At 33.7% G+C, this 25,195-nt stretch carries 23 protein-coding genes and 2 pseudogenes; 1 reads left to right on the top strand and 24 read right to left on the bottom strand.

All coding sequences use genetic code 11. The features are described 5' to 3' along the window. Window positions 1-481: 481 nt before the first annotated feature. The 22 genes and pseudogenes from M313_RS0121775 to M313_RS0121880 form a co-directional block, all read right to left on the bottom strand. Entirely contained in the window at window positions 482-1,762 is a 1,281-nt protein-coding gene (locus tag M313_RS0121775) for a nucleotide sugar dehydrogenase (RefSeq protein WP_010200234.1), read from the bottom strand. Between the two features lie 408 nt (window positions 1,763-2,170). After that, window positions 2,171-2,701, bottom strand: a complete 531-nt coding sequence (locus M313_RS0121780) for an acyltransferase (RefSeq protein ID WP_010200243.1) — start codon at window positions 2,699-2,701, stop codon at window positions 2,171-2,173. Between the two features lie 281 nt (window positions 2,702-2,982). Next, window positions 2,983-4,056: an N-acetylneuraminate synthase family protein gene (locus M313_RS0121785; protein WP_157182539.1), complete on the bottom strand. Its 1,074-nt coding sequence runs from the start codon at window positions 4,054-4,056 to the stop codon at window positions 2,983-2,985. Window positions 4,057-4,069: 13 nt separating this feature from the next. Further along, complete coding sequence (locus M313_RS0121790) at window positions 4,070-5,707, bottom strand: cytidylyltransferase domain-containing protein (RefSeq protein ID WP_010200248.1); 1,638 nt, start codon at window positions 5,705-5,707, stop codon at window positions 4,070-4,072. After that, complete coding sequence (locus M313_RS0121795; RefSeq protein WP_010200251.1) at window positions 5,707-6,870, bottom strand: polysaccharide pyruvyl transferase family protein; 1,164 nt, start codon at window positions 6,868-6,870, stop codon at window positions 5,707-5,709. The genes M313_RS0121790 and M313_RS0121795 overlap by 1 nt, the downstream gene beginning before the upstream one ends. Window positions 6,871-7,174: 304 nt before the next feature. Beyond that, window positions 7,175-8,293, bottom strand: a complete 1,119-nt coding sequence (locus M313_RS0121800) for an oligosaccharide flippase family protein (RefSeq protein ID WP_157182541.1) — start codon at window positions 8,291-8,293, stop codon at window positions 7,175-7,177. Between the two features lie 258 nt (window positions 8,294-8,551). Further along, on the bottom strand, window positions 8,552-10,003 hold the full coding sequence (locus M313_RS0121805; RefSeq protein ID WP_010200258.1) for a glycosyltransferase family 28 protein: 1,452 nt from the start codon (window positions 10,001-10,003) through the stop codon (window positions 8,552-8,554). 235 nt (window positions 10,004-10,238) lie between these two features. After that, window positions 10,239-10,801, bottom strand: a pseudogene (locus M313_RS26545) (glycosyltransferase). 305 nt (window positions 10,802-11,106) lie between these two features. Beyond that, window positions 11,107-11,349, bottom strand: a complete 243-nt coding sequence (locus M313_RS0121820; RefSeq protein ID WP_010200269.1) for a hypothetical protein — start codon at window positions 11,347-11,349, stop codon at window positions 11,107-11,109. Between the two features lie 104 nt (window positions 11,350-11,453). After that, entirely contained in the window at window positions 11,454-12,518 is a 1,065-nt protein-coding gene (locus M313_RS24825; RefSeq protein ID WP_010200270.1) for an EpsG family protein, read from the bottom strand. Window positions 12,519-12,568: 50 nt separating this feature from the next. Continuing rightward, entirely contained in the window at window positions 12,569-13,414 is an 846-nt protein-coding gene (locus tag M313_RS0121830) for a glycosyltransferase family 2 protein (RefSeq protein WP_010200271.1), read from the bottom strand. Then, window positions 13,414-14,388 carry an SDR family oxidoreductase gene (locus M313_RS0121835; RefSeq protein ID WP_010200272.1) on the bottom strand — a complete coding sequence of 325 codons (975 nt, stop codon included), beginning with the start codon at window positions 14,386-14,388 and terminating at the stop codon, window positions 13,414-13,416. Before M313_RS0121835 ends, M313_RS0121830 begins: the two co-directional genes overlap by 1 nt. 140 nt (window positions 14,389-14,528) lie before the next feature. Next, the gene (locus M313_RS24830) at window positions 14,529-15,005 is read right to left on the bottom strand and encodes a glycosyltransferase (protein ID WP_010200273.1); all 477 of its coding nucleotides are present in this window, start codon (window positions 15,003-15,005) and stop codon (window positions 14,529-14,531) included. After that, a complete protein-coding gene (locus tag M313_RS24835; RefSeq protein ID WP_010200274.1) occupies window positions 14,998-15,642 on the bottom strand; it encodes a glycosyltransferase in 645 nt (214 codons plus the stop codon). Before M313_RS24835 ends, M313_RS24830 begins: the two co-directional genes overlap by 8 nt. Before the next feature lie 71 nt (window positions 15,643-15,713). Continuing rightward, window positions 15,714-16,835, bottom strand: coding sequence for a glycosyltransferase family 4 protein (locus tag M313_RS0121845; protein ID WP_010200276.1), 1,122 nt, complete (start codon window positions 16,833-16,835; stop codon window positions 15,714-15,716). Window positions 16,836-17,123: 288 nt separating this feature from the next. Next, a complete protein-coding gene (locus M313_RS24375) occupies window positions 17,124-17,693 on the bottom strand; it encodes an NAD-dependent epimerase/dehydratase family protein (RefSeq protein WP_326929628.1) in 570 nt (189 codons plus the stop codon). Further along, on the bottom strand, window positions 17,690-18,325 hold the full coding sequence (locus M313_RS0121855; RefSeq protein ID WP_010200278.1) for a sugar transferase: 636 nt from the start codon (window positions 18,323-18,325) through the stop codon (window positions 17,690-17,692). The genes M313_RS24375 and M313_RS0121855 overlap by 4 nt, the downstream gene beginning before the upstream one ends. A 424-nt stretch (window positions 18,326-18,749) precedes the next feature. Next, a complete protein-coding gene (locus M313_RS24380) occupies window positions 18,750-19,112 on the bottom strand; it encodes a prepilin-type N-terminal cleavage/methylation domain-containing protein (RefSeq protein ID WP_010200279.1) in 363 nt (120 codons plus the stop codon). 205 nt (window positions 19,113-19,317) lie between these two features. Next, a pseudogene (gene galU / locus M313_RS24385) lies at window positions 19,318-20,211 on the bottom strand (UTP--glucose-1-phosphate uridylyltransferase GalU). Between the two features lie 14 nt (window positions 20,212-20,225). Next, entirely contained in the window at window positions 20,226-22,061 is a 1,836-nt protein-coding gene (locus M313_RS0121870; RefSeq protein WP_010200284.1) for a polysaccharide biosynthesis protein, read from the bottom strand. Window positions 22,062-22,155: 94 nt separating this feature from the next. Next, the gene (locus tag M313_RS0121875) at window positions 22,156-22,863 is read right to left on the bottom strand and encodes a CpsD/CapB family tyrosine-protein kinase (RefSeq protein WP_010200285.1); all 708 of its coding nucleotides are present in this window, start codon (window positions 22,861-22,863) and stop codon (window positions 22,156-22,158) included. After that, window positions 22,853-23,599 (bottom strand): YveK family protein, encoded by a 747-nt coding sequence (locus M313_RS0121880; protein WP_010200286.1) that lies wholly within the window; start codon window positions 23,597-23,599, stop codon window positions 22,853-22,855. The genes M313_RS0121875 and M313_RS0121880 overlap by 11 nt, the downstream gene beginning before the upstream one ends. Window positions 23,600-23,884: 285 nt before the next feature. Between M313_RS0121880 and M313_RS0121885 the strand changes: the two genes are divergently transcribed. Next, window positions 23,885-24,358, top strand: coding sequence for a hypothetical protein (locus M313_RS0121885; protein WP_034775309.1), 474 nt, complete (start codon window positions 23,885-23,887; stop codon window positions 24,356-24,358). 53 nt (window positions 24,359-24,411) lie between these two features. On the opposite strand, the gene M313_RS0121890 is transcribed toward M313_RS0121885, so the two are convergent. Together M313_RS0121890 and fabZ are read right to left on the bottom strand one after the other, a co-directional pair. Continuing rightward, the gene (locus M313_RS0121890) at window positions 24,412-24,642 is read right to left on the bottom strand and encodes a hypothetical protein (protein WP_010200288.1); all 231 of its coding nucleotides are present in this window, start codon (window positions 24,640-24,642) and stop codon (window positions 24,412-24,414) included. 119 nt (window positions 24,643-24,761) lie between these two features. Continuing rightward, complete coding sequence (gene fabZ / locus M313_RS0121895; RefSeq protein WP_010200289.1) at window positions 24,762-25,193, bottom strand: 3-hydroxyacyl-ACP dehydratase FabZ; 432 nt, start codon at window positions 25,191-25,193, stop codon at window positions 24,762-24,764. Window positions 25,194-25,195: the final 2 nt, after the last annotated feature.

The following is a 25,195-nucleotide window of genomic DNA, read 5'->3' on the forward strand; positions in this document are numbered from 1 at the left end:
ATAATTCAAACAATTTAACTTATATTTATGCTATCAGAATATAAGGATAAGGAAGCAGAGGTCCTCCCCATGCTTCAGAGGTAGACCAATTTAATGTCAGAAGTGGACCAAAAAGCTGGCAACGGTGTAACAATCGTACGGCTGTAGTCAATAAAGGGTCGAGGAAATTTTCTCGACCCTTTAAGAAGCAGAGAACCGTCCCCGTGCTTCCCGAGGTCCGTCCCCGTGTTTCACAAAAAGCCGCGATCATCTATTCTATCTTTTGTACAGAACAGAAGATCAGCTACAGCTTTATAACGGACGGGAAGAAGCGTCCGGTTCGATAAAGTGACATCACAAATAAAAAAGGATCGAGAGGAGTTTCTCTCGATCCTTTTTTTAGGGTTTTGAGGAAGCAGAGAACCGTCCCCCATGCTTCCAGTATATTAATTTTAGTTACCCCCTGTCAGTAAAATTCCTTTTAGGAAGTTCCAATATACTATTAGAGTCTCCAAAGAGTAATACCCTCTGGTAATTTAGTTTTATCAAGAGTACTCTTTATATCAATTATAATTCCCTTTCCATGTTTAAGAATTTGATTAAATTGCTCCCATCCTTTATCTAGATAAAATCTGTGTGGGACAGCAAAAACTACAGCTTCTGCTGGTTTTAACGCTTCATAATTCACTAATTCCACTCCGTACTCTTCTTCAGCCTCTCTTGGTATTGCATAAGGATCAGTCACTTGCACTTCTACTCCAAATTCTTGTAACTCATGTATTACATCAATTACTTTTGAGTTACGAAGATCTGGGACATTTTCTTTAAAAGTTAATCCAAGAACTGTTACTCTAGAACCTTGTATTGGCATATTTTTATGAATCATTTCTTTTATTAAACAAGTAGCAATATGTTTGCCCATACCATCATTAATTCGTCGACCAGCTAAAATAATTTGAGGGTGATAGCCAATTGATTCAGCCTTATGTGTTAAGTAATAAGGATCTACTCCAATACAGTGCCCCCCAACTAAACCTGGTGAGAAAGGAAGAAAGTTCCATTTTGTACCCGCTGCCTCTAAAACCTCTTTTGTATCAATATCTAGCCGATTAAAGATGATAGCTAGTTCATTCATCAATGCAATATTTAGATCGCGCTGTGTGTTTTCAATAACTTTGGCAGCCTCTGCTACTTTTATACTGCTTGCCTTATAAACTCCAGCATCAACAACACTTTCATATACTTTAGCAATAATATCTAAGACTTCAGGTGTTTGACCTGATACAATTTTTCGAATTGTCTTAAAGGTATGCTCTTTATCTCCAGGGTTAATACGTTCCGGAGAATATCCTACAAAGAAATCCTTACCCGCCTTCAATCCCGATTCCTTTTCTAAGATTGGAATACAAACTTCTTCAGTTGCACCTGGATAAACTGTTGATTCATATACAACAATTGATCCTTTAGTAATATTTTCCCCTACGGTTTTTGAAGAACTTTTTAATGGTGTTAAATCTGGTTGTTTATTATTACTGATTGGTGTAGGTACTGCAACTATAATAAAATCACAATCTCTTAAATTTGCCGGGTCAGTCGTATAGACTATATCAGCTTTTTCTAATTCAAGGGGGTCTACTTCATTCGTATAATCTTCACCTTGTAATAATGTATTTATTCTATGCTCATTTATATCAAACCCAACTATTTTATGTTCATGTCCAAAAGCTACAGCTACTGGGAGTCCTACGTAACCGAGTCCAACAACTCCTATTTTTCTATCCATTTCTTAAACACCTCTAGTTTATTATTATTTATTCATATTCGCTATTTAGTATCTCAGCAAGAGGGTAGTTTAGGAGGTTTTAACGGAAAGGCGGGTATGATTACGTAGTGAACTGTGAGCCAATACCCCATGATAATGGCTGTGTGGCTCGCGTATCATACCCGCCAAGGTTCAGGTAAAACCTCTTAAAATTATCCCTTTAGTATCTAACATATATACCGGATGTACTTAATTCAAATTATTATCAATCTCAAACTACCACCTTGCAAAAGATAAGGCGTTAGCATGTATCACACTAGCTGTCTGTTAGGACTATTCCTTAAGATTATTTCAACATCAACTTATAATTAAATGCACTTTCCTTTTGAGCATACACAAAAGTACAAGGCATTAGAATTTTAAACTAAGTTATTTATTATTATAAAAAGATTTTTTATGAATTGCACCCACACTTAATAATCTCTCATAATGACTTTTATCACGGTATTTAAAAACTTTAGCCGGACTACCTCCTGCAATCCCGTATTTTGGTATATCGTTGACAACTACAGAGCCTGCTTGGATAATTGCACCATCTCCTATCGTTACACCTCCAAGTATTAAAACTCCATGGCCTAACCAAACATTGTCCCCAATTATTACATCTTTTGTGATATATGACCTATCATAAGGTAAAGCTTCTCCCTGATAATTATGAGAATCCAGTATAACTCTACAATCGGGGCCAGAATGAAAATTATCTCCTATAATTAATCTACCTTTGCCATTTACCACAAATCCGTTGAAATTTGTATTTTCCCCTAATTCAGTGTTTGTATTGAACCAAGACTTATTGTTCACAATAAGGGGGGCTTTAAACGACTTAACAGTTTTTTTTGCTTTTCTTGTGTAATATGTTTTAATTATCTTTCTTAAAGTTTTTCTAATTAGAGTAATCATTAATTTCCCCCTAATAACAACTTTTTTTTTGATTTATTGAAACCTAATTTTTTGGTTAGCTATCAATTAAATTGTTTTTGTATTATAAATGTTTATTTACTCCAAATTACAACTAAAAAAGATCGTTTCAAAATTCGGTAAAAACGTCACTATGATTTCTTATTTCAAAATTAAATCAGGCTATATTTCTGCCTGATTTTAATACGAGTTTTCTATATTTTAATTTTTATGTTTAATTTAAAATCGACACTTTTTAGTTTATAGCTTCTCTTTTTTACTTTTTAATCTTTAATCATTCCGTATTGTAAAATAGTGTCTTCTGAAATTTTATTTCTAGCTACTTTACCAATTACGTTGTTAATTTCTGATGGTGAAATACCAATACCTGGCCTTTTAAAAGTAAGCATCTCTCTTGTAATTACTGTACCCTTTTCGATATCTTCATTAGCTACTAGCGACCTTCGTGCATTCTGCCTTGAAATCTCTTCTGATTCCAAAAATTTTATATCATATGAGCCTCTTATGCTATCTATAAAATTTATTCCATTTATTATTTTACTTGCATCATATTGGTCCATCGCATGATAATGATCATTCCCCGGTAATGATTTATCCAATGTGAAATGTTTCTCTACGACTACCGCTCCAAGATTATATGCTGTTTTAATTACATCTACATCTTTGTCGGGTTTTGTATGATCTGAATAGCCAATTATTACATTAGGATACTTATTTTTTAAAGTTACTATTCTATTTAGGTTGGCGTGTGCAAAAGGTGTAGGATACTCAAGAACACAATGGAGTAATATAATTGGTTTATTATTGTGTTCTCTTATCACTTTAAGTGTTCTATCAATTTCTTCTTCATTTGATGCCCCAACTGAAAGTAAAATAGATTTCCCTTTTTTGGCTTGGTATTCAACAAAAGGTAGATTGTTTAAGTCAGAAGATGAAATTTTATAGACATCCATTAATTCATATAAATAATCAGCAGACTCTATATCAAATGCTGTTGATAGAAATTCTATATTAAGTTCATTACAATAATCAAAGAGCTCTTTATAGTCTGAGTATGTGAAACTATCAAACTTCTTAAATAATTCATATTGAGAAGTTGTAGATTCTTCTGTTGTATCCCAATAGGATGGAGAATCTTTTGCAGCTAATGTATCCGCCTTATATGTTTGGAATTTAACTGCATGGATGCCTGCTTCTTTTGCTTCTTTCACCATTAATTTTGCTGCTTCTATAGGTGTAATATTCATTTTGATAGCAATATCATAATAATTGACACCTATTTCTGCTATTAATACAAATTTCCCTTTAAGTGCTCTATCAATTATTTGACTCATCATACTATACCTCCATTTACATGCTTTGATTAAGAATTAAATTAATGACTCGCTTTAGACCACTTTTCAAGTCTTTTTTCAGCATTTGGTTATTCATTTGTTTTCTTATTTGAGGGCTATTTATTAACCAAAGCAACGTCTCTTTAATTGTACGATCTTCAACTTCATATCCAAGTCCCAAATTTATAAAACCATTCTTTAAATAGCCAAACTCATGGTGCAGTTCCCTTTCGTTTTGTGCCAAAAGAATAGTGGGTACTGCCATCGAAGCAAGTTCCAACATCGTTCGTCCCTGAGACGATATCGCAATATCTGCTCTGCCCATATACTCTGTCATTCTTTTTACGTCTTTTATAATATCAATACTTATATCTGTTTGGTTAGCCTCAGAAATTAACTTCTCAGTATGCTTATATCCCAGCCCAACAATAAAAGTATAATGAATATTTTTATTTGAAATCTTTTTGATTATATTAAAGATTCTATTTGTTAAATCACAAGGATCAGTTCCACCAAATATAACAAGGATTTCTTTTACCTCCTCTTTATATTCAGCTGGTTTCGCAAGTAGGAACTCATCCCTTATACAATAATAACTACTTCCCCAATAATGATTATTAAAGTCATTACTTTTTTCATAGAGATCATTTATGACTACATCTGCATATTTTGCTCCTGTGCCAAGGTCTTCAAAATTGACTACTCGAATACCTAGTTTTTTACAGAACCTTACATAATCTTCTGTCGTGTCAAGAATATCATTTATTATGATATCACTTTGATATTCTTCTATTAAGCCTTCAATATCATAATTATCTTCTATAATGTGATACTTAAAATGACTCTCTTGAATTTTTTTTATTCCAGTATCAGATCGACTTGAGAGAACGAATATTACATCATGGTCAATAAGATTATGTGCTAAAAGTAAGCATCTATATATGTGCCCTAATCCTATCTCTGCATAACCATCAGTCCTAATTAATATGCACTTTTTTGAAAGTTCTTTTTCTGCAATCCACCAGTCCTGCGGGCTATCAATATCAATAGATTCATTGTCTGGAACTTCATAAATTGAAATGTTAGAACCAAGTCTACTCTGTTCTGTTACAAATTTTCTTCTTGTAATAACAAATGCTCCCGTTTCGAACAAATTCTTAGGAAGATACTGACGATTAAGCCTTTCTTTATAAAGTGGAACGATTTTTCCATCCTTTTCTGTCCAGGAAAGATGTGGACGATTAATTCCACTAATTATCGTGTCATAATTGTTTTCTAGGAATTGGTAAATAGCATTATCTAAAGTTGCTGTAGTTAATAAAGGTGATGTAGGTTGCATAGTAATCACCTGATCATACAATATTCCTTTCTCCTTCTCCATCTCTATCAGTGTATGATAGATTACAGGGTCTAAAGTTACTTGATCTGTAGCCAATTCTTCTGGCCTTTTTACTACCTTTGCACCATATATTTCAGCTATTTTTTTTATTTCTTCATCGTCAGTAGATACAACAACATCTAAATTATATGAACTATTTATTGCATTTTCTATACTGTAGCTAATAAGAGGTTTTCCGCACATTATTCTCACATTTTTCCTTGGAATACCCTTAGATCCTCCTCGTGCGGGTATTACAACTAATACCTTCAACATTATACCTCCTTATTCTTGCTAGTTATATCTTTAATGTATTTTTCCATCACCTTGTAATTGCTATCTATATATTCAGACACTTCTTTAAAACAGTCATAATTTGAAGTTTCAATTCGAGTAATTAATTGCTCTAAATCTTGTGTTATATCACTATTAATTCTAAAAGCAAGTTTTTTATAGATAGATAGCAAACGTCTACTTTCCCTAAATCCACCAAATAAACCAGAATATATATTTGATGCTCTGTATGCATTAATTCCAGGCGATCTAAGTGCCTCAGACACTCCATTACCTCGCCCATCTTCATGTAATAAGATACTTGGGAGGCGTTTACTTAAAAAGTATATATGAGCATGGACACGATACCCAATATGAAGATCACAATCATCATAAAAATTTAATTTAGTAGCATCATACGAAACGTCGACTACATTTGCCCCCATTCCTTCAGCTACGGCAGCCAGTTTTCGGGTGTTTTTAGCATCACTTTCTGAGGTAAACTCATCAACTTCTCCTATTCCTCTATGGAATGAAACAATTATCTCCGCATCTTTATACCTACTCTTTATATACTTTAATACTTCAATACTTTGTTGAGAAAAGAACTCACCTTGTGCTGGTGTATAAACAACCCTATTTATTTTTTGGGGAGGGACAAACATTTTCCCAATTGAATTAATATCATACCAAACAGGACAACCAGTCATAGTAACATTTTTATAACCGGTATTTCTTAAAACCCTTAATGTTTGATGATCTCTACAACTCATCCCAGCAGCAGTATCGTTCATTTTATCTAACAATTGCTTAGCAGAGCTAGTAAACTCATACAACTTCTCAGTTGTCTTATCTCCCGGAGTTCCTTTCCATCCTCCACCAAGTGTGAATATAGGAACTTCTATTTTCTTAATATCTTTGACCAATTTATAAACTCCAGGAAACATATCCATTTGGAAGCCCGGTCCTCCAAGTATAATAATTCCTTCACTATTATTTACAAATTTAATATCATCTATTTCTTTCCAATGAGAATGTATAATAAATTCAAATTCTGGTGCTATATAATTTAGCAGTGCAATAGCTCTCTCTGTTATTAAGAAATCTCCTACGTTTTTCTTGGCGCCCGTTAATGCAATAAAGTATTTCTTGTTTGAATTGGTCACTTTTCCCATCCTTCCAAAATTACATTCAAGTTAATAATCTAGTTTTTTTTATTAAAGATAAAAAATATATACTATTACAAAAGAAATAGTGAAAATTAACATATAATAATTATTAAAAAACGAAATAAATATTAAGTTACTTATTAGTAAAACTTGAGCAGTATAAAGCACTTTAGCTTTTACTTGAAAATGACTTTTAGTATAACTATCAGCAATTCGTTTTACATAATAAAACATAAAGAAAAATGATATATATGTTGCCAAAGAAGCCCCAAATATCCCTAGGGAAGGTATTAATAAAAGGTTAAGTAAAATATTCACTCCTGAAGTAATTATAGTAATTAAAGCTACCTTTTCTATTTTTTAAAATTATACTAAAGAAGACACAGCTAATACGTATCCCAAATGCCATATTGTCCCACCAAATAAAAGACCAAATAAACAAATAATTTGATTGATATGAGACATGTCCAAAATATTTAATGAATAGTGGAACTAAAATTAACCCTAATAAACTTATTATCAATATAAGTAAAATAGCAGTATCAAAAACTTTCGAGTAAAACTTTTGATTTACTTCTTCTTTCTTCATCATTTTAAAAAACCTAGGTGCAAATGCCATATTAAACGAGGTTACTAACAAAATGAGACCTGCATTAAATTGTGCACCTAAAGCATAGATCCCTAATTGATACAAATCTAGAAATTGTTCAATTATTATCCTGTCACCGACATTATTGACCCAAGCTGCTAAAAAGTGTGGAACCAAAGGCAAAGCAAGAGCTAAAGAACTTGTTATGTAGATGACTCTACATTCTGGAATCTTTAACCTTGTAATAGAAGCAATAAATATTAAATAAATAATTGCCATTATAATTCTTGCATATATAATGGCTTGGAGACTCCCAACAGCTCCCATATCCTTAACTATTAGTAAGTACACTGTTAAAACAACTGTTAATAAAGTTTCAGTAGCATTAAAAGTAACATACTTAAAAGCTTGCTCTTTTATTCTCAAAATAGTTAATGGTATCGTAGGAAAAATTGATAAGAAACTTAAAAGAATCATATAGCTATAATAAGGATCTGTAGGAATATTGTTAAATAAAAATGGAGTTATAAAACTCTCTGATTTTAGTAATATTAAGCTAAGGAAAAAAGAGAAAGTAACTAAAAATAAAAAAACAGAGAGAATAAATCCCCTTTTCTCTCTAGCGCTATCGTAGTCTATATAAGAGCGCGTCACACTAGTTCTTAAAGATGTTAAATAAAATATAGACAGAACACCAACTAAGGCATTGATTGTTTGAATCAACCCATATTCTTCGGGAGTCAGGTAATTCATATAAATTGGTAACATTAAAAAGACAATTAGGTTAGGTAGCATACTTCCAATTGTGTAAATAACTGTATTTTTTATCACTATCCTCACTCGTTCCTATCACTTAACATAAATAGTAAAGCTTTTTATTTTTAAATAGAGGGCTGACAGTAGCCTAATGAATTTTCATTGTAAATTGACACTGACATTATAAACTGCTTCCAAATAAAACCTAAGAAGCGAAACAGAATAACTAATTACTTTTATTTGAAAAGAATTAAGAATAATATTTTAATTAATAATATACTTCTTTAAAGGGCTTATTACGCATTTCCAATGATCTATATATTTATCTTCTTATTACTTTCCATTATAAATCAGATCAATTTCATTAATAATATTCTCTATAGCATTTTCCTTCCAGAAGTATTCAACATTAAAATTTGTCTCCTCATCCTCGTTCTTTATTTTTTCCAAGGCTGAAGCAAATTCATCACTATTGAGAACTAATGTAGCTAAATCATTTTTATAAAGTTCACCTATATATTCGTGACCATAAAACTTAAAAATAAAAGTCTTTAATCCATACCCAAGACCTTCAAATATTGCTGTAGAATAAACACCTACTTGAATATCAGCTTGCGCAAAGTAGTAATGCATATCATAATTATTAGTGTCAATAATTTCAATATTTGAATTTATTAACCACGGATAGTCAGTTCTCCACCTTTCATATTCTCCTGGATGGAGTTTATAGATAATCCGATAGTTACTATCGTTAATTTTCTTAGATATATCTACAGCCATTTCACTTAATTTTTTTCCTATTGTGCCTTGCGACACAAACAATATTGTTTTTTTAGTATCATTTTTCTTATTCTCATATTTATATTTTCTAATTTTTTCTTCATAATAAGGCCAGCCTACCACCTTAATTTTTGAATCAATTATCGGAAGTCGTGTAGTATCTTTCCAAAACTCTCCGAATACAAACAAGTAGTCAGGAAATGTGTTTAGCTCCATCTTTTCTACAAAATTATATGCTATATGGAATTTTCCCATAGTTCCGTGTTGTAACTCAATGACAGGAATTCCTCTTTCTTTTGCAAGCTCAGTTATAACGTGTCTGTCCACACTGTATGATATTAAATTAACTATCATTCTTGGCTGTACTTTATCTAATATTTTTCTATAATATTTCTTATTCGCTTTATAAGATAAATATAAATTCTCAACCAAATTAATAACTTTTTTTGATTCTAGGTTTGTTTCAAAATTACTATTTAGTTTGTCTACTAATTCCTCAATCTGTTCTCTCTCAGCTTTATTCAGACTAAACTTAAATATTCTCTTCATGAATTCATTATGGATTGCTACCCTAAATCCAATATAGTCTACAAATCTAACATTATTTGTCTTCGAAGGTTTGTAATGTTTTTCTAAAAAAGGTTGTTCAAAGACATAATATGAATGATTCAACTTATCTAAAAAACTATCGGTATATAAGCATTCATAATGTTCTCCATTTTTAACTTTTCTTGGATGATTTAAAACGATCAAATCTTTTTGTTTTAAATACCACATTGGATTACGAAATATAAAATTAGGTATTTGTTTTAATTTTAGGAATAAACGTTTAGCATATTTTTCTTTTGATAAATTAGTATGTGCTTGTCCTAAGTTTTCTTTTTTGTTAAGAATATCAAAATATAAAACAAATCTAACATAGTGCCAATATTTGAACCCTCTGATATCTAAGCTGAATAAGTTATTTTGTTTTTCAAATTTTATAAATGATTCAATATATTTCATAATTTACCTACCTATATATATATTAATAACAGGAGATATATTTGATTACCTATAACTTTGAACTTTATACAAAATGTTGAGCGAATTAGTAAAAGTATAAAGTAACTAGAAAATAAGCAAAAGCTTTAATAGAATACCGAAAAAAAAACAACTAGCGTTAATAATTGTAAAGGTTCCAACATTTAGTGTTTAATTTTCTTCTAGTACTATTTCTATTATATCTCCTACTCAATTCTTAATAGTCTTTTAGAATTCTATCATATTCCTTGACTATATTTTCTGCATTAAAATACATAGATCTCTTGTAACCTAAATTTGCAAAATGCTTGAGCATAGTGTCATTTTTCAGCATAGTGATAGTGTTTTCAGCTAAACTCTTATAATCTTTTATAGGAACTAATATTCCAAATTCACCATCATTAAGGATCTCCGATGGTCCAGATTTACAATCCGTTGCAATTACAGGGGTTTTGGTAGCCATTGCCTCGACAATCACATGGCCAAATCCTTCAACTCTTGAACTCAAAATAAATAAATCCGCTCGATTCATATATTTGTATGGATTTTTTTAAATCCTAAAAAAATAACACTCTTACTTATACCTAATTCTTCACTCAACTCTCTAAGCTTGGATTCTAACGGACCTCTTCCCAATATAACTAATCTCGATTTAACAGAATTTGATACTATACTAAATGCTTTCAACAATGTGGTATAATCCTTTAATTCTATTAACCGACCTACAGCTATAATAATTTTTTCATCACCATTAAATATTAAATCTTCTACTGGTTCCACACTTAAATTCTCTATTTTCTTAAGTTCGATAGGATTATAGATAACTTTAATCTTCTTCTCATTAATGCGAAAATTCGTAACTAAATCATTTTTTTACTCCTCTAGATAACGCAATTATCTTATCGGCAAAAAAATTATAAGTTATATTGGTAAGCAATCTATTTATTCTAGTAACACTTCCTGTCTCGGTTCTATTACTAGACTCTCTTACAATAGTAGGGATTTTATTAAACCAAATTGCTTTAACTATTAATAATACTAAGTTAGTTTGATTGATGGTACTGAACAAGATGTCAGGATTTTCATTAGTTATTAGTTTTTTTCAATTTAAATAGGCAGTATCTTAATTTTTTGCTACCTAATACAATAATCCGCACATGACTATCAACCAAATGCATGTAATCACTGTCTTTTTTTGTACCTAGTACTAATACTATGTCAAATCTTTCTTTATCTAAATTATTTATAATATTAATTACTGTTCGTTCTGCTCCCCCTCCACCTAAAGAAAATAAAAAAAACAGGATTCTTTTCTTATGGTTTTTCATTACGCCCCTCCTCTATAAAAAATAAATTATTCTTCTTAATAGGATCAAACAAATCAAGAATAGCTGAGCTTCCTTTCACCATTCACTCTTTTGCAAATAGACAATTAATAGTTTCTATTAAATATCCATTGAAAACTAATACCTGACGCTTCAACATACCAATATGCCAAATATAAAATAATAATTATATACTGAAGTAAAGACTTCAAGTGTTTATCTTTAAAATTAAGAAGCCTTGGAATAGCAAGTGTTGTAAAAATACTAGTATAAATATAAAATCTTGCTAAATATGCACTATCAGAAGTTGCAATTGAAACAGCTGCATTAACAAATAACATATTAATGTAAAATAGATCAAAGGTATTTAAGTCTTTTTTAATAGTTAAAGTAAAATAGATTATTAACGGCGCAACTTGGACAGCCACCCTTAATAAATTTACTTCCCGCATCATATAATCATACGTACTTAACTCTCTTCCTCTGACAGATTCAACAAATTGAAAAACAGTGTCATATGAGTAAAGAGCAATGACTGTAATTATTGCCATCAAACCTATCTCTTTGAGATTAAGTTTTTTGAGTGGTATAAAGTACAATATTAATAAAGCTAAAGCACTCATATGAAATAAACTAGCTATTAATACCACAATTAAATATTTTATGAATTTCCTTTCCACTATGAACCGATGTCCGGCAAAAATAATAGCACATGCAAGATACTGGCGGACACCATTAAATGAACCATGCCAAGCTCCTATGAATATATACAGTAAAACGCTAAATGTTAACATATTACTATGTTTAGCTATAGTTCTAATTGATAATCCTATAGTTATAAGTGCTGCTAAAAAAAACATTGTTACATAATCGTCAAAAATCCAACTTGAAACTTTGGCGATTATTGCAATACCTGGTTCATTTAGTGTCAAGATATATTCCCAAATATTAATTACATAGCTTGTGTAATGAATAGAATATTGTCTATAATCAGTACCAACTTGCCACCGTAATCCTGATACTATTATTAAAACTGCCCCTGTCATAAATACAAAAAATTTATTATAATAAAAGTTAAAATTATTATTACTATCATTATATTTACTTACTGTAATTTGAGCTAATAATGAGGTAGCCAATACTATTAATATTGTCAAAACATATACGACCATTCTATTGTCTCCAGTCCAATCTATCCTTACATTAAGATAACTTCAGTACTTTAAGCTTTTTTTGCATTTTCATTTTTATAAAACCTTTTCTTTTGTATATTCCTATATAGATATATCAATCTATCAGGAATTATACTCTTTGCAAGAGCTTCGAATGTCGGTTTTATATACCATAAGAGTGGATAATTTAAGAGCCTATATCCTATCATCGTGGTCTTATATGCATTCCATCTTACGCGAAAAGTTCTTCTTTTTATTGCTGCTAAATCTTCTCGGACAAGGTATAGAGGTTCCATAATATTCATCCCTTTAAACCCTTCATGAAAAAACCTAAACCATAAATCCACATCTTGTCCACGTACTGTACGTTCTGAAACAGTATAACCACCTAAAGTGTCGTAAACATGTTTATAAGTCATTATTGTTGCGTGAAAAAATGGAACATTATACCGTAATGTGTACTTATCAGGTTTTTCATTATTATGCATAATGTCAGCCAATCCACCACTACTAAACCTTCTCATTAATGTTCCAACAACATGGATACTAGGATTATTCTGCAAGAAAAATACTTGTTTTTCAAAACGATCTGGCAAAGAAATATCGTCTCCATCCATACGAGCAACATATTTCCCCTTAGCTACCTCTAGACATCGATTTAAGGAGTAAGAAAGCCTTGAATTAACTTTATTCTTGAGGAGAATAATTTTCCCGGGATATTTCTCCTTATAAAAGTAAAGTTTTTCATAGGTATTATCAATAGAACAATCATCACAAATTATTAATTCCCAATTAGTGTACGTTTGGTTAATAATAGAATCTATTGCTTCATCTATTGTACTTTCACAGTTATATGTCGCCATAATTATAGAGATTTTATGTGTATTTTTTTCCATTATAAATTCTCCTTATACCATTCTATCGCTTCCGCAATACCCCTTTCAAAACTCCACTCAGGGCGATATCCTAAATAATCTATCGCTTTACTAATATCAGCATTGCTGTGTTTAATATCACCAGTTCGATTAGAACCAAAAATTGGTTTAATATCTTTCTTTAATGCTCCGCACAATTCATCATATACATCGATTAGATATTCTCGACCACCATATGCTATATTGAAAGCTTGGCCTGCAATTTGACTCGATGCAGTACAAGCCTTTAAGTTGGCTTCGATAACATTTTCAATATAAGTGAAATCTCTACTCTGTCTACCATCTCCATTAATCGTAGGTCTCTCACCTTTTAATAATTGGCGGATAAATTTAGGGATAACTGCAGCATACGCTCCATCTGGATCTTGTCTTCTTCCGAACACGTTAAAATATCTAAGGCCATAAGTATCTAAATTATAAAGAGTTTTATAAAGTCTGCCATACTCTTCATTTACTTTCTTCGTTAAAGCATATGGTGATAAAAGGTTACCTTCTCTGCCTTCCAGTTTAGGTAAGTTTGGCTCATCACCATAAACAGAAGAGCTCGAGGCATAAACAAATTTCTTAATATTATTTTGTCTCGCTGCTTCCATCATATTTAAAGTTCCTTTAATATTTACCTCTTCATATAATAATGGCATCTCTATACTCCTAGGGACACTCCCCCAGGCTGCTTGATGCAGAACATAATCAACACCATCACAAGCATGCATACACGTATCTAAATCTCTAATATCTCCATTAATAAAGGTGTAATTTGAATTATTTATAAACAGATCAATGTTTGATTTTTTTCCAATTGAAAGATTATCTAAGCATCGAACCCTATATCCTTTATTTAATAAAACCTCACATAAATTAGAACCAATAAAACCAGCTCCACCAGTTATTAGAAAAATACTATCTTTTTCAAAAGTTACACTTTCATACCCCATCTTATTGCCGCCCTTCTGTTCAATCTCTAGTATCTACCAGGTCCAAAAGGGAGTTCGATTAGAAGTACCTTATTCATTATTCTTTTACTCACAGAATAATATTTCTCATTTTAGATTCTGATAGATAGCACGTGATATGTTTATATTTGTTTACCACATTTATTTAAGTAGAATTGTTCTAAATTCTTTGCAACATGAGCAATTTCATATCCAGCATTTATAATCTGGTTATTTAAACTTCTTTTTCTTTTCCACCTATTCTTCAATACAATCTGAGCCCAATCCTTGCTATTCTTTGTCAAAGGTATATATTGTAATAGATTGGTTACCTTCGCCTCATTTGGTATTACATCTTTGGATGCAATACAATGCAATCCAGATGCTTGTGCTTCCACAAGCACAATACCTAAACCTTCAAAATAAGATGGTAAAATAAAAACATCCATGGAAGATAAAAGGTCTGGTATATCTTTCCTTGGACCCGTAAATATTACGTTCTCTTGTAAACCTAATGAGGTAACTTTAAATTTTATATCATCGAACAATTCTCCAGTACCTATTAACATAAGAACTGCATCTTTATTCTCTTCATATACCTCTTTAAATATATCAATCAAAAACGAATGATTTTTTTTGATAGGTAAATCTACCTATATGTCCTATTACAAATTTATTTTCTAATTTAAATAGCTCTCTGACTTTTTTACGTTTCTCTTCATTGAATTGAAACTTGTTCACATCTATTGCATTATTAATAACCTTATATGAATTATTAAACATCCAATCTCCAGCCATTTTAGAACATGCAAAAAAATCAGTTGCTTGTTCAGAGATAAATCTTTTGTTCCAATGATGAATATATTTGTATAAGGGATTATTTGCGGTCTGGGTATTGTGACTATGAATGATTCTACAATTCACCCCATATTTTTTAGCAATTTTAAGTGGTTTCACATACATAAGAGCATTCGCATGTACATGAACAATATTGTAGTCTTTATTTCTTTTAAAAAACTCATTAATTTCTCTATAATTTTTTATAAAATGACGCGGAAACTCAGAAGTAATATATACTTTTCCACCTAGTTTCTCGATCTCATTTTTTAATAAATTATCTTTAGTACTTCTGATTAAGAAATCAAATTGAACCTTACTCCTATCTATATTTCTATAAATATTCATTATAAAGGATTCCGTCCCACCGCTACCTAACCCATTTAAAACATGTAAAACTCTTATGGGTTTATTCTTCATATCTGCACCTCCTTCTTAAAAAAATTTTATTTTTATTACTACTTTCTTTTTATAGACCATAAGTATTATACCTATACATTTCTATAGATTCTCTTAACTTCTTCCAACACAGTATTAATGTTAAATCTCTTTGCTACTTCTATATTATATTGTCCCATCATAATCCTATTATCTGGCTTATCAATAAGCTTTTCTATTGCTCTTGCAAAACCTTTAACATCCTTTGGGTTACAGGTATATCCAGTTTTGCTATCAACTGAATAATCAACAATTCCATGTACATTAGAGGTTATGATCGGCAAACCTGAAGCCATAGCTTCTATTGCTGCTAAACCTAGTCCTTCCCTTAGAGAAGGAAAAGCGAAAGCATCAGAAGATTTACAAATCTCTGCAATATCTTTTCTAAATCCTAATAACTGAACTTTCCCCTCTACTCCCAAATTTACTATTAGATTTTTCAAATGGCTCTCTAATGGCCCTTGACCACATATAATATAATAAATTTGAGGATGGTTAAGTTCTTTTATAGCTCTAATTATTGTTTCATGGTTTTTATTCTTGTTAATTTCCCCAACCGATAATATTACAAATGCATCATCTGGTAGCCCAAGTTCTTTACGCTTTGCTTTTTTATCAACTAATACACTACTAAAATTGCTGGTATCAATTCCAACTCCTGGTGTAAATTCAACTTTTCTAGCCCTAAATGAATTTTTAGCTCTATTATAATCTTCCTTATTTATAGTTATAAGTACATCAGTATCTTTCGCCAGAAAACGTTCTACTGGATAATAAAATAGCCAATTTATAAGTGGCGCGCCGTCAAAAAAATGAAAACCGTGGGCAGTATAAATTATTTTTGTCCCTTTTTTTCGAGCTTCAATGGCTGCTAACCTAGTTAAAACTCCACCCATTGGCGTATGGCAATGAATAATATCGTATTCATTCTGATTAATTAATTCCTTTAGTTTCTTATACAACATAATGTTTTTTATTTTAAACGGCGAACGCAGGAACGGTAAATCAATGTATTTGTCACAATACGGGATATTACAGTCTTCTTTATTTTCATAATCATTTCTTGCACAAACATGCGTTTCGTAACCGTTCTTTTTTAGCCATTCTAAATAAGGAAGATGGAATACCATAATATGTTTTTTTACTACTGTAGCAACAAATAATACTTTTTTCATTGTTGATTACTATCCCTTTCAGTTAATAAAATAGATGTCTTGAAATCATATATGCAATATTTATCTTTATATTCAGAAATAGACTTATCATAAACCAAACTACCAAACACCTTTTTTACAGTACTCAGCTTTAATACACTTATTAAATAATTGAACAGCTTAATTAGCTTGATCTTTTTGCCGTGTGTTTCTGCTATAGCCACAACCATTTCTGTAGTACACACATACTCTTCATTTTGTGGATAAAACAAACCGCTTTTTCCATCATCAATTAATAACCTTACGAATTCACTTAAAATTATCTATATAGATCATGCTTCTTTTATTTTTAATGTCTAAAAAGAAAGGAGATTTTTTTGCAAGGTTTACTAATTTCGGATAATTACCATTACACCCTTTACCATAAATCATAGGAGGGCGTAGAATAATAACTTTAAAGTTATCATCCGCTAGATCTTCAATTAAATATTCAGCTTCAAGCTTAGACTTTCCATAATTACTAATAGGTCTTGGAGGAGTATGTTTATCAATCAAACCACTCTCAATTCCATAAACACTCATCGAGCTTAAAAAAACAAATAGATTAACCCCATCATTCTTTGCCTTTTTAGCTGTTTCATATGCCAAATCACGATTTACTTTATAATACAAGTGAGCATTTTCTTCAGTTTCCTTTATATGTGCTATCCCAGCAACATGAAATACAACATCATACTTTGAAAAATCTTTTTCCTTCCACGAATCATCTCTTAAACTAATTGAATCCGTTAAATACAAATCGGGCGGGTACTTGTTAAGCCATTTTTCCAGGTTCTTTCCTACGTAACTGTGCTTACCTGTTATTAATATATTTTTCATTTAGTAACGCTCTCCCTGCTACTTGCAACTTCCTTCTTACCGTTTACTCCATTACCACCTTCAACAACCCCATCACTCTTCACTACACTCACGATGGTCCCAAAGAAACACTTAAAATCCATCCAAAAACTGATCTTCTCAACATACTCCCCATCCAACTTCGCTTTCACTTCAATAGTAAGCTCGTCTCTACCATTAATCTGTGCCCAGCCAGTTAATCCAGGTGGTACATCATTAGCACCATACTTGTCCCGTTCAGCAATCAGATCATACTGATTCCATAGTGCTGGTCTTGGCCCAATAACACTCATCTGTCCCACAAAAATATTCCAAATCTGCGGAAGCTCATCAAGTGAGGTTTTTCTCAGAAATTTACCCATCTTTGTGATATACTGTTCTGGATTACCTAATAAGTGCGTTGGAGTGTCCTTCGGTGTATCTATTCTCATAGTACGGAATTTCAAAATATTGAAATGTGTCTTGTTAATTCCTACACGCTTTTGCTTAAAAAGAACTGGCCCTCTTGAATCAATCTTGATAGCAATAATTAGAATTAAATAAATTGGTGATAAAACAATAAGTCCTTTTAAAGAAAGAATGATATCTATGAATCTTTTAATTTTCATATACATGCCTGTAACACTCCTTGAAAAATTATTTAGTAAGTTAGGACTTAATTGGAAGCTTTTAAATTATCATTCCAACCAACTACTAAACCACTAAATTAATCTACTTCTGATAGCTACCTCGTATTTAATATTCATTATGCAAAATAGATTAAAAAATTAATATATAGTATGTTTATCTGGTAAAGTTCGCAACCTAATACTACATGTTGTGTTTTGTTGTCAAATTACGATAGTCACCTCATAATATCTAATCAATCTACCAATCAAATACGAAATAGATATTCTCGCATTTACCACCCTAAACCCTTATCCCGCAAGGTTCCTAGCGTTCAATATAACAATGATAGTCAGTTCCCCATCACCATACAATCTAGAGAGCACATTTCTCTTATCTCTATGTGACACTTTCTATACTCTCCTCCACCCTCTACAAAAACGGAACATCTCCATCTTCTTCCTCATGGTCTATATTCCCATGCTCACTACACTCCACTTCCTCATCAACATAACGATATGTCCCACCTAACGGACACACATACTCACCATGCTCAACCAAAAATGAAGTGAATTCTAAATCACTATGATTCTTATCCTCTAACACTAACTCCTGATTATATCTCTTCAACAATTCACTAGAATTAACATCACACACATCAATCTCGGTCTTACTAATATGCCCAAGTACCGAAGGTACAGCAATAGCAGCCAATATCCCTAAAACAACCACAACAGCCAAAATCTCCACCAAAGTCAACCCATCATTCTTCCTAGCAGCAAAATTCTTTAACATGTACTTACACCAACCTCCTGATGTATTTATGTACAAAAAAATAAAGGGGCATTGAACCACACCTCACACCACACCATTGATAACTCCTCGTATCTAAGGTGAGGATTTCTCCCCAACCACAGTGCAACCGAGTACCTCCATTGATATAGGTAAGGAGACATCACTTTGTTACTTTAATCTACTAACACTTGGGCCGTAAGGCACATTAAATCCCTGTCTTTGCCTTATCTACCAACAACTCCATGTACTCCATAACCTGCTCCCTAAGCTCTTCCCTCTCCACCGCAAAATTCAACTGCGCCTTAAATAAAGCCAAACTTATCACCAACATCATGGCGCACTCCACTAAACTCATAAGCAACCACCATCTGCTTCTCATTCAATTCCTTAATCGCATCCGTTAACTGGATCTCTCCTCCAGCGCCAGGTTTCTGTCTATCCCAAATCTCAAAAATCTCCGGCCGAAGGACGTACCTACCCATAATCGCATGATTAGAAGGCGCATCCTCCATCTTTGGCTTCTCTACCAAACTATCAATATGGAAGCAACCCGCATCAATCTCCCCATTCTTCTTAGAGATCACACCATATTTAAGTACATCCTCCATAGGCACCTGTTGCACACCTAATACAGAAGAATTAAACCGCTCATACACCTCAATCAACTGTTTCAAACAAGGCTTCTCTGGCGAATGAACAATATCATCCCCAAGCAACACCGCAAACGGCTCATCTCCAATAAAACGCTTCGCACAACCAATCGCATGTCCAAGGCCGAGTGGCTCCTTCTGACGAATATAATGAATATTAGCAAGCTTCGAGATCTCCTGAATCTCTTCCAACTGCTCAAACTTTCCCTTCTTCGCCAACGTTTCTTCCAACTCATAAGGTTTATCAAAATGATCTTCTATCGCACGCTTCCCACGACCGCTCACAATAATAATATCTTCAATCCCAGAAGCTACAGCCTCTTCATAATGAACTGGATTGTCGGCTTATCCACAATCGGCAGCATCTCTTTCGGCTGAGCCTTCGTCGCCGGAAGGAAACGAGTCCCCAACCCTGCCGCAGGAATAATTGCCTTTCTCACCTTTTGCATAATGTCATCCCCTCTTAAACTGAAACTTTTGTTCTATATAAGTGCTTCAACTCATCTTCTTTATTATTCGCAACTGCTAAAAGATACTCTCTCAATTCTGCTTCACTCATCGTCTCAAAATTCCTCAAGAAGTAACTCAGTACCTCTCCATTCTTCAACGGCGCCTTCCCAATATGGATTTTCGGGAACACATCCGCCTTATGAATCTCATTTTCATTCAATAACTCTTCATACATCTTCTCCCCAGGACGAATCCCAGAATATCTAATCCCAATTTCATCGATAGAATAGCCCGAAAGGGTGATTAGGTTTTTCGCCAGATCAACAATCTTAACCGGATCCCCCATATCCAACACAAATACCTCTCCACCACGTGCCAAGGTACCAGCTTGAATTACAAGTCTTGAAGCCTCTGGAATCGTCATAAAGTAACGCGTCATATCCGGATGTGTTACCGTCACCGGACCGCCAGCCTGAATCTGCTTTTTAAACAGAGGAATAACACTCCCCCTGCTTCCAAGCACATTTCCAAATCGCACAGCAACAAACTTTGTCTTACTCTCCTGAGCCAACTGCTGAACAACCATTTCCGCAAAACGCTTAGTCGAACCCATAATATTTGTCGGATTAACTGCCTTATCTGAAGAAACGAGCACAAACGTATCAATACCAAAGGTATCTGCCGCTTCCGCTACATTCTTAGAACCGAAAATATTGTTCTTCACCGCTTCTTCCGGGTTACGTTCCATCAATGGTACATGCTTATGCGCTGCTGCATGATAAACAACATCAGGCATATACTTTTCCATAATAGAAAAGATCTTGCTTCTATCTTGTATGTCTGCTATCTCTGTATAAATGTTAATCGCTGCATCGTATTTGGCACGAAGCTCTAACTCAATCGAGTAAATACTGTTCTCCCCATGACCAAGCAAAATCAGGTTTTCAGGAGTAAAGTTAGATAACTGACGACAGATTTCGGACCCGATGGAGCCTCCAGCACCCGTTACAAGTACTGTTTTACCTGTAATAGATTCCGAGATACTTGCCATATCTAGTTTTACTGGATCTCTACCAAGCAAATCTTCCACCTCTACATCACGAAACTCATTGACAGATACTTTTCCTGACATGAGGTCTTCAAGCATCGGAATAATCTTTGTTTTTGCATCAGTTTTGACACATTCCTGATAGATCGTGTTGATCTCTTTTTTTCCAAGTGAAGGGATGGCGATAATGATATTCTCAATTTCCATCTTCATTACAACAGATTCAATATCACTAACTCCACCGTTTACCGGTATACCTAAAATTTGAAGTTTTTGTTTTTTCGGATCGTCGTCAACAAAAGCTACCGGGACTAAATCTGCGTCTCTGTTTTGTAACAGTTGTCGTGCCACCATTGTTCCGCCTGCACCTGCTCCCACAATAAGAGTGCGCTTCTTATTTATGTTCTTTTTATAATAGAAGTCTCTGTATACACGCCAAGAAAAGCGGGATCCACCAATTAGAATCATATGTAACATCCATGTGACGATTAACACACGCAGATATACATGACCATTAACAAGCAGCTGCACAAATCCGGCCACCGTAACAGAATAGGTCACAGCCTTTGTAATTCCCATTAGTTCCCCAATACTCGCATACTCCCAGGCCTTATGGTATAGCTTGTATGTATAAGCAAATAAATGATGCCAGATGATCAACGTTAAGGAGCTAAGAAATAGTGTACCTGAGCTAAGTATATTCGCATCAGGCATAAGCAGCCAAAAGCCCACATAAATAGAAGACAGGACAATTAAAGAATCAACAATGATTAAGAATGATAGTCTCTTTTTGTATGTCATAGGTGGAATCCCTCCTTTTCTTTGAATTATTTGTAATTATTATAGTAATATAGTCATGCTACAATGCCGAAAAATAGGAGGATGATTCATCCTCTTATTTTCCACCATAATAGTAGTAATACGAACTTTCATTTTGCTTTTTCATGTTTAATACTACACCGAGTAGTTTAGCCTTGGCTGAATTTAGTAGGTCTTTTGCTTTGATAGCACTGTCTTTGTCCGTGGAACCGCTAGCTACCACCAGAATTGTACCGTCACATTGATTTGCAAGAATCTGGGCATCTGTTACCGCAAGTACAGGTGGTGTATCAAAAACCACTAAATCATAGATTCTATATGCTTCTGCAAGTAATTCTTCCATTACACGAGAGCTTAATAGCTCTGCAGGATTCGGGGGAATTGGACCGCTTGTTAATATATCAAGATATTCAATACGTGTTGGTTGAATCGTATCCAGTAATGCAGACTGCCTGGTAAGCACCGTCGTCAGGCCACGGAAATTCTCCTGTTGGAACGTATAATGCGCTGTTGGTTTGCGAAGGTCAGAATCTACAAACAATACCTTCTTCCCTTGTTGTGCATTAACCACCGCAAGGTTACTTGCTGTCGTTGACTTTCCTTCTGATGGTCCTGAAGAAGTAATCATAATGGAACGTAGTTGTTGATCAACAGACGAGAACTGAATATTTGTACGAATGGTACGATATTGTTCTGAGATTGGAGATTTTGGTAATTTATCAGAAATTAAATGTCTGCTCGCCGTTGCTTTAGCTGTTGACTTTTGCTTTTTTCTAAGACCCAACTGTCTCACCTCTCGTTCTTGCTTTTACTTGGTGTCTTTGCATCGCTTCTCGAATGTCTTTATCTTCGATTATGGTAATGGAACCCAATACAGGCAATTCTAATAGTTTTTCCACATCTTGCTCGTTTTTTACTGTGTTATCAAGGAATTCTAACAAGAATGCTATGCCCACTCCTGCCATAAGACCTATAACGAATGCAATGGCCATATTAAGTACAGGCTGTGGCTTGATTGGGGATGGATTTTCTCCAACCTGCGCTCCAGAAAGAATGCTAACATTATCGACATTCATGATGTCAATAACTTCTGCTTGGAATGTTTGTGCCGTCACATTCGCAATAGTAGCAGCCAATACAGGATCAGCATGTTGGACAGTTATATCTAAAACTTGAGAGTTATTCGCACTTCCAACTGTAATCATGCCGTTCAACTGCCCCGCATTAACTTCCCCATCCAAATTCTCACTCACTTTATCCAATATTGCCGGGCTTTTAATAATTACATTATACGTATTAATTAATTGCAGGTTGGTTTGTATATCCGCAGAAGTAAATTGAGCTTGTTCAGATTTCGCCTGATTTACTAGTAGTTGTGTAGAAGATTGGTAGATTGGTGTTAACAAGAAATAGCTCACTACCCCACTGACTGTTGTTGCAAGAACGGTTAAGAGTATGATGAGCCATAGACGTTTTTTTATGGTTTGAAATAGTTCTTTTAGACTAATAGTTTCTTCCATGTCGACCTCCGATAGTTATTGGTAAAGTTTATTTTTCTTACATATTTCTTCATATTATGTCACATAGAAACTATTATAGGTGAGATTCCCTTACTTATCTATATAATAAATGTAATTTCTTTGTAATAAAAGAGGAATTTCATTGAAAACGCTGTAGCATTTAGAGTAATTTTTGACAAATAAATCGTATTTTGTCGAATAGATAAAGAAGTTTGTCGAACTGCTAATAATTTTTCTCGTGTTGCATATATTTGGTTATAGTTTAAGGACAACATAGGGGAGATTATGATGCGGAGATATAGAGGAAAACGGGCAGTGGTTTTTGTTGTAGGGATAGGGGTGTTTTTATTATTAATTTATATAGTGTCCTCTTTATTCATGGGGGAGGAAAGAAAGGCAAAGCGCGTGGTTATGAATTATTATAAATATGAGAGTGCCCAGGATTATAGCAGATCATGGGAATTACTCCACACAGAAATGAAAGCTAAATTTGGCAGAGGCGCGTTTGCTTCTGACAGAGTACATGTTTTTAATGGGCATTTTGGGGCTGATACTTTTTCTTATGAAGTAAGTAAAGTCAATGATAGGAAGAATTGGAAGATGGAGAAGGATGGAAAATCTTTTGGTACTGCTTATGAGTTTGAAGTTAGGCAAGACTATCGAGGAAAGTATGGGCATTTCGCGTTTGTACAATTTGTGTATGTGGTGCGTGAGGACGGGGAGTGGCGGATATTGTGGGATTATAAGGAGAGAAATTAAATATGGATTTAGAAAAGGGACAGCATGCACTGTCCCCCGCTTTATGAAAGAGATTACTGCTGGTCTTCTTCCTCTTCCATTTCCATATCTTCTTCCATGTTCTCTTCGTCTTGCTCCATATCTTCTTCCATGTTGTTCTCTTCTTCCATTTCAGGATCTGCAGGTTCTTCCATTGGTGGCTCTTCTTCTGGCGGAGGAACATCCTGATTGTTTGCTGCACATCCTGTAATTAGCATCGCTGCTAAAGCAGTACCAGTTAATTTCAATAACCATTTGCTGTTCATATAAACCTTCTCCTTTCGTAAATGGAATTTCAAGACCCTTTTAGCTCATGTTGCTTGGTCCCTTTTTATATTCCCCATTTTTTGAGAAAGCTTACATGGTTTTTGCAAATTTCTTCAAATTACTGCTTTGGCCCTAATGCAAACATCATTTCCAGTTCACAGACGAGTTGGCCATCCACTGTTGCTACGCCCTTGCCTTTTCCAATACTGCCGCGGACTCTAGTCATTTCGACTTCCAGGCGAAGCTGGTCCCCAGGCACTACTTGCTTTTTGAAGCGACAGTTGTCGATTCCAGTAAAGAATGCAAGGCGTCCTTTATTTTCTTCTTTTTTCAGCATAGCTACTGCTCCGACTTGTGCCAATGCTTCTACAATAAGTACACCTGGCATTACTGGGAACTCAGGGAAATGTCCGTTGAAGAACTCTTCGTTTGCTGTCACGTTTTTAATGCCAATAGCACGTTGGCCTTCTTCTATCTCGACGATTCTGTCGATTAAAAGGAATGGATATCTATGTGGAATGATTGCCTTTATTTCGTTAATATCAAGCATGG

It is taken from the genome of Bacillus sp. m3-13 (assembly GCF_000175075.1).
In the GTDB taxonomy this organism is placed as follows: domain Bacteria; phylum Bacillota; class Bacilli; order Bacillales; family Bacillaceae_I; genus Sutcliffiella_A; species Sutcliffiella_A horikoshii_C.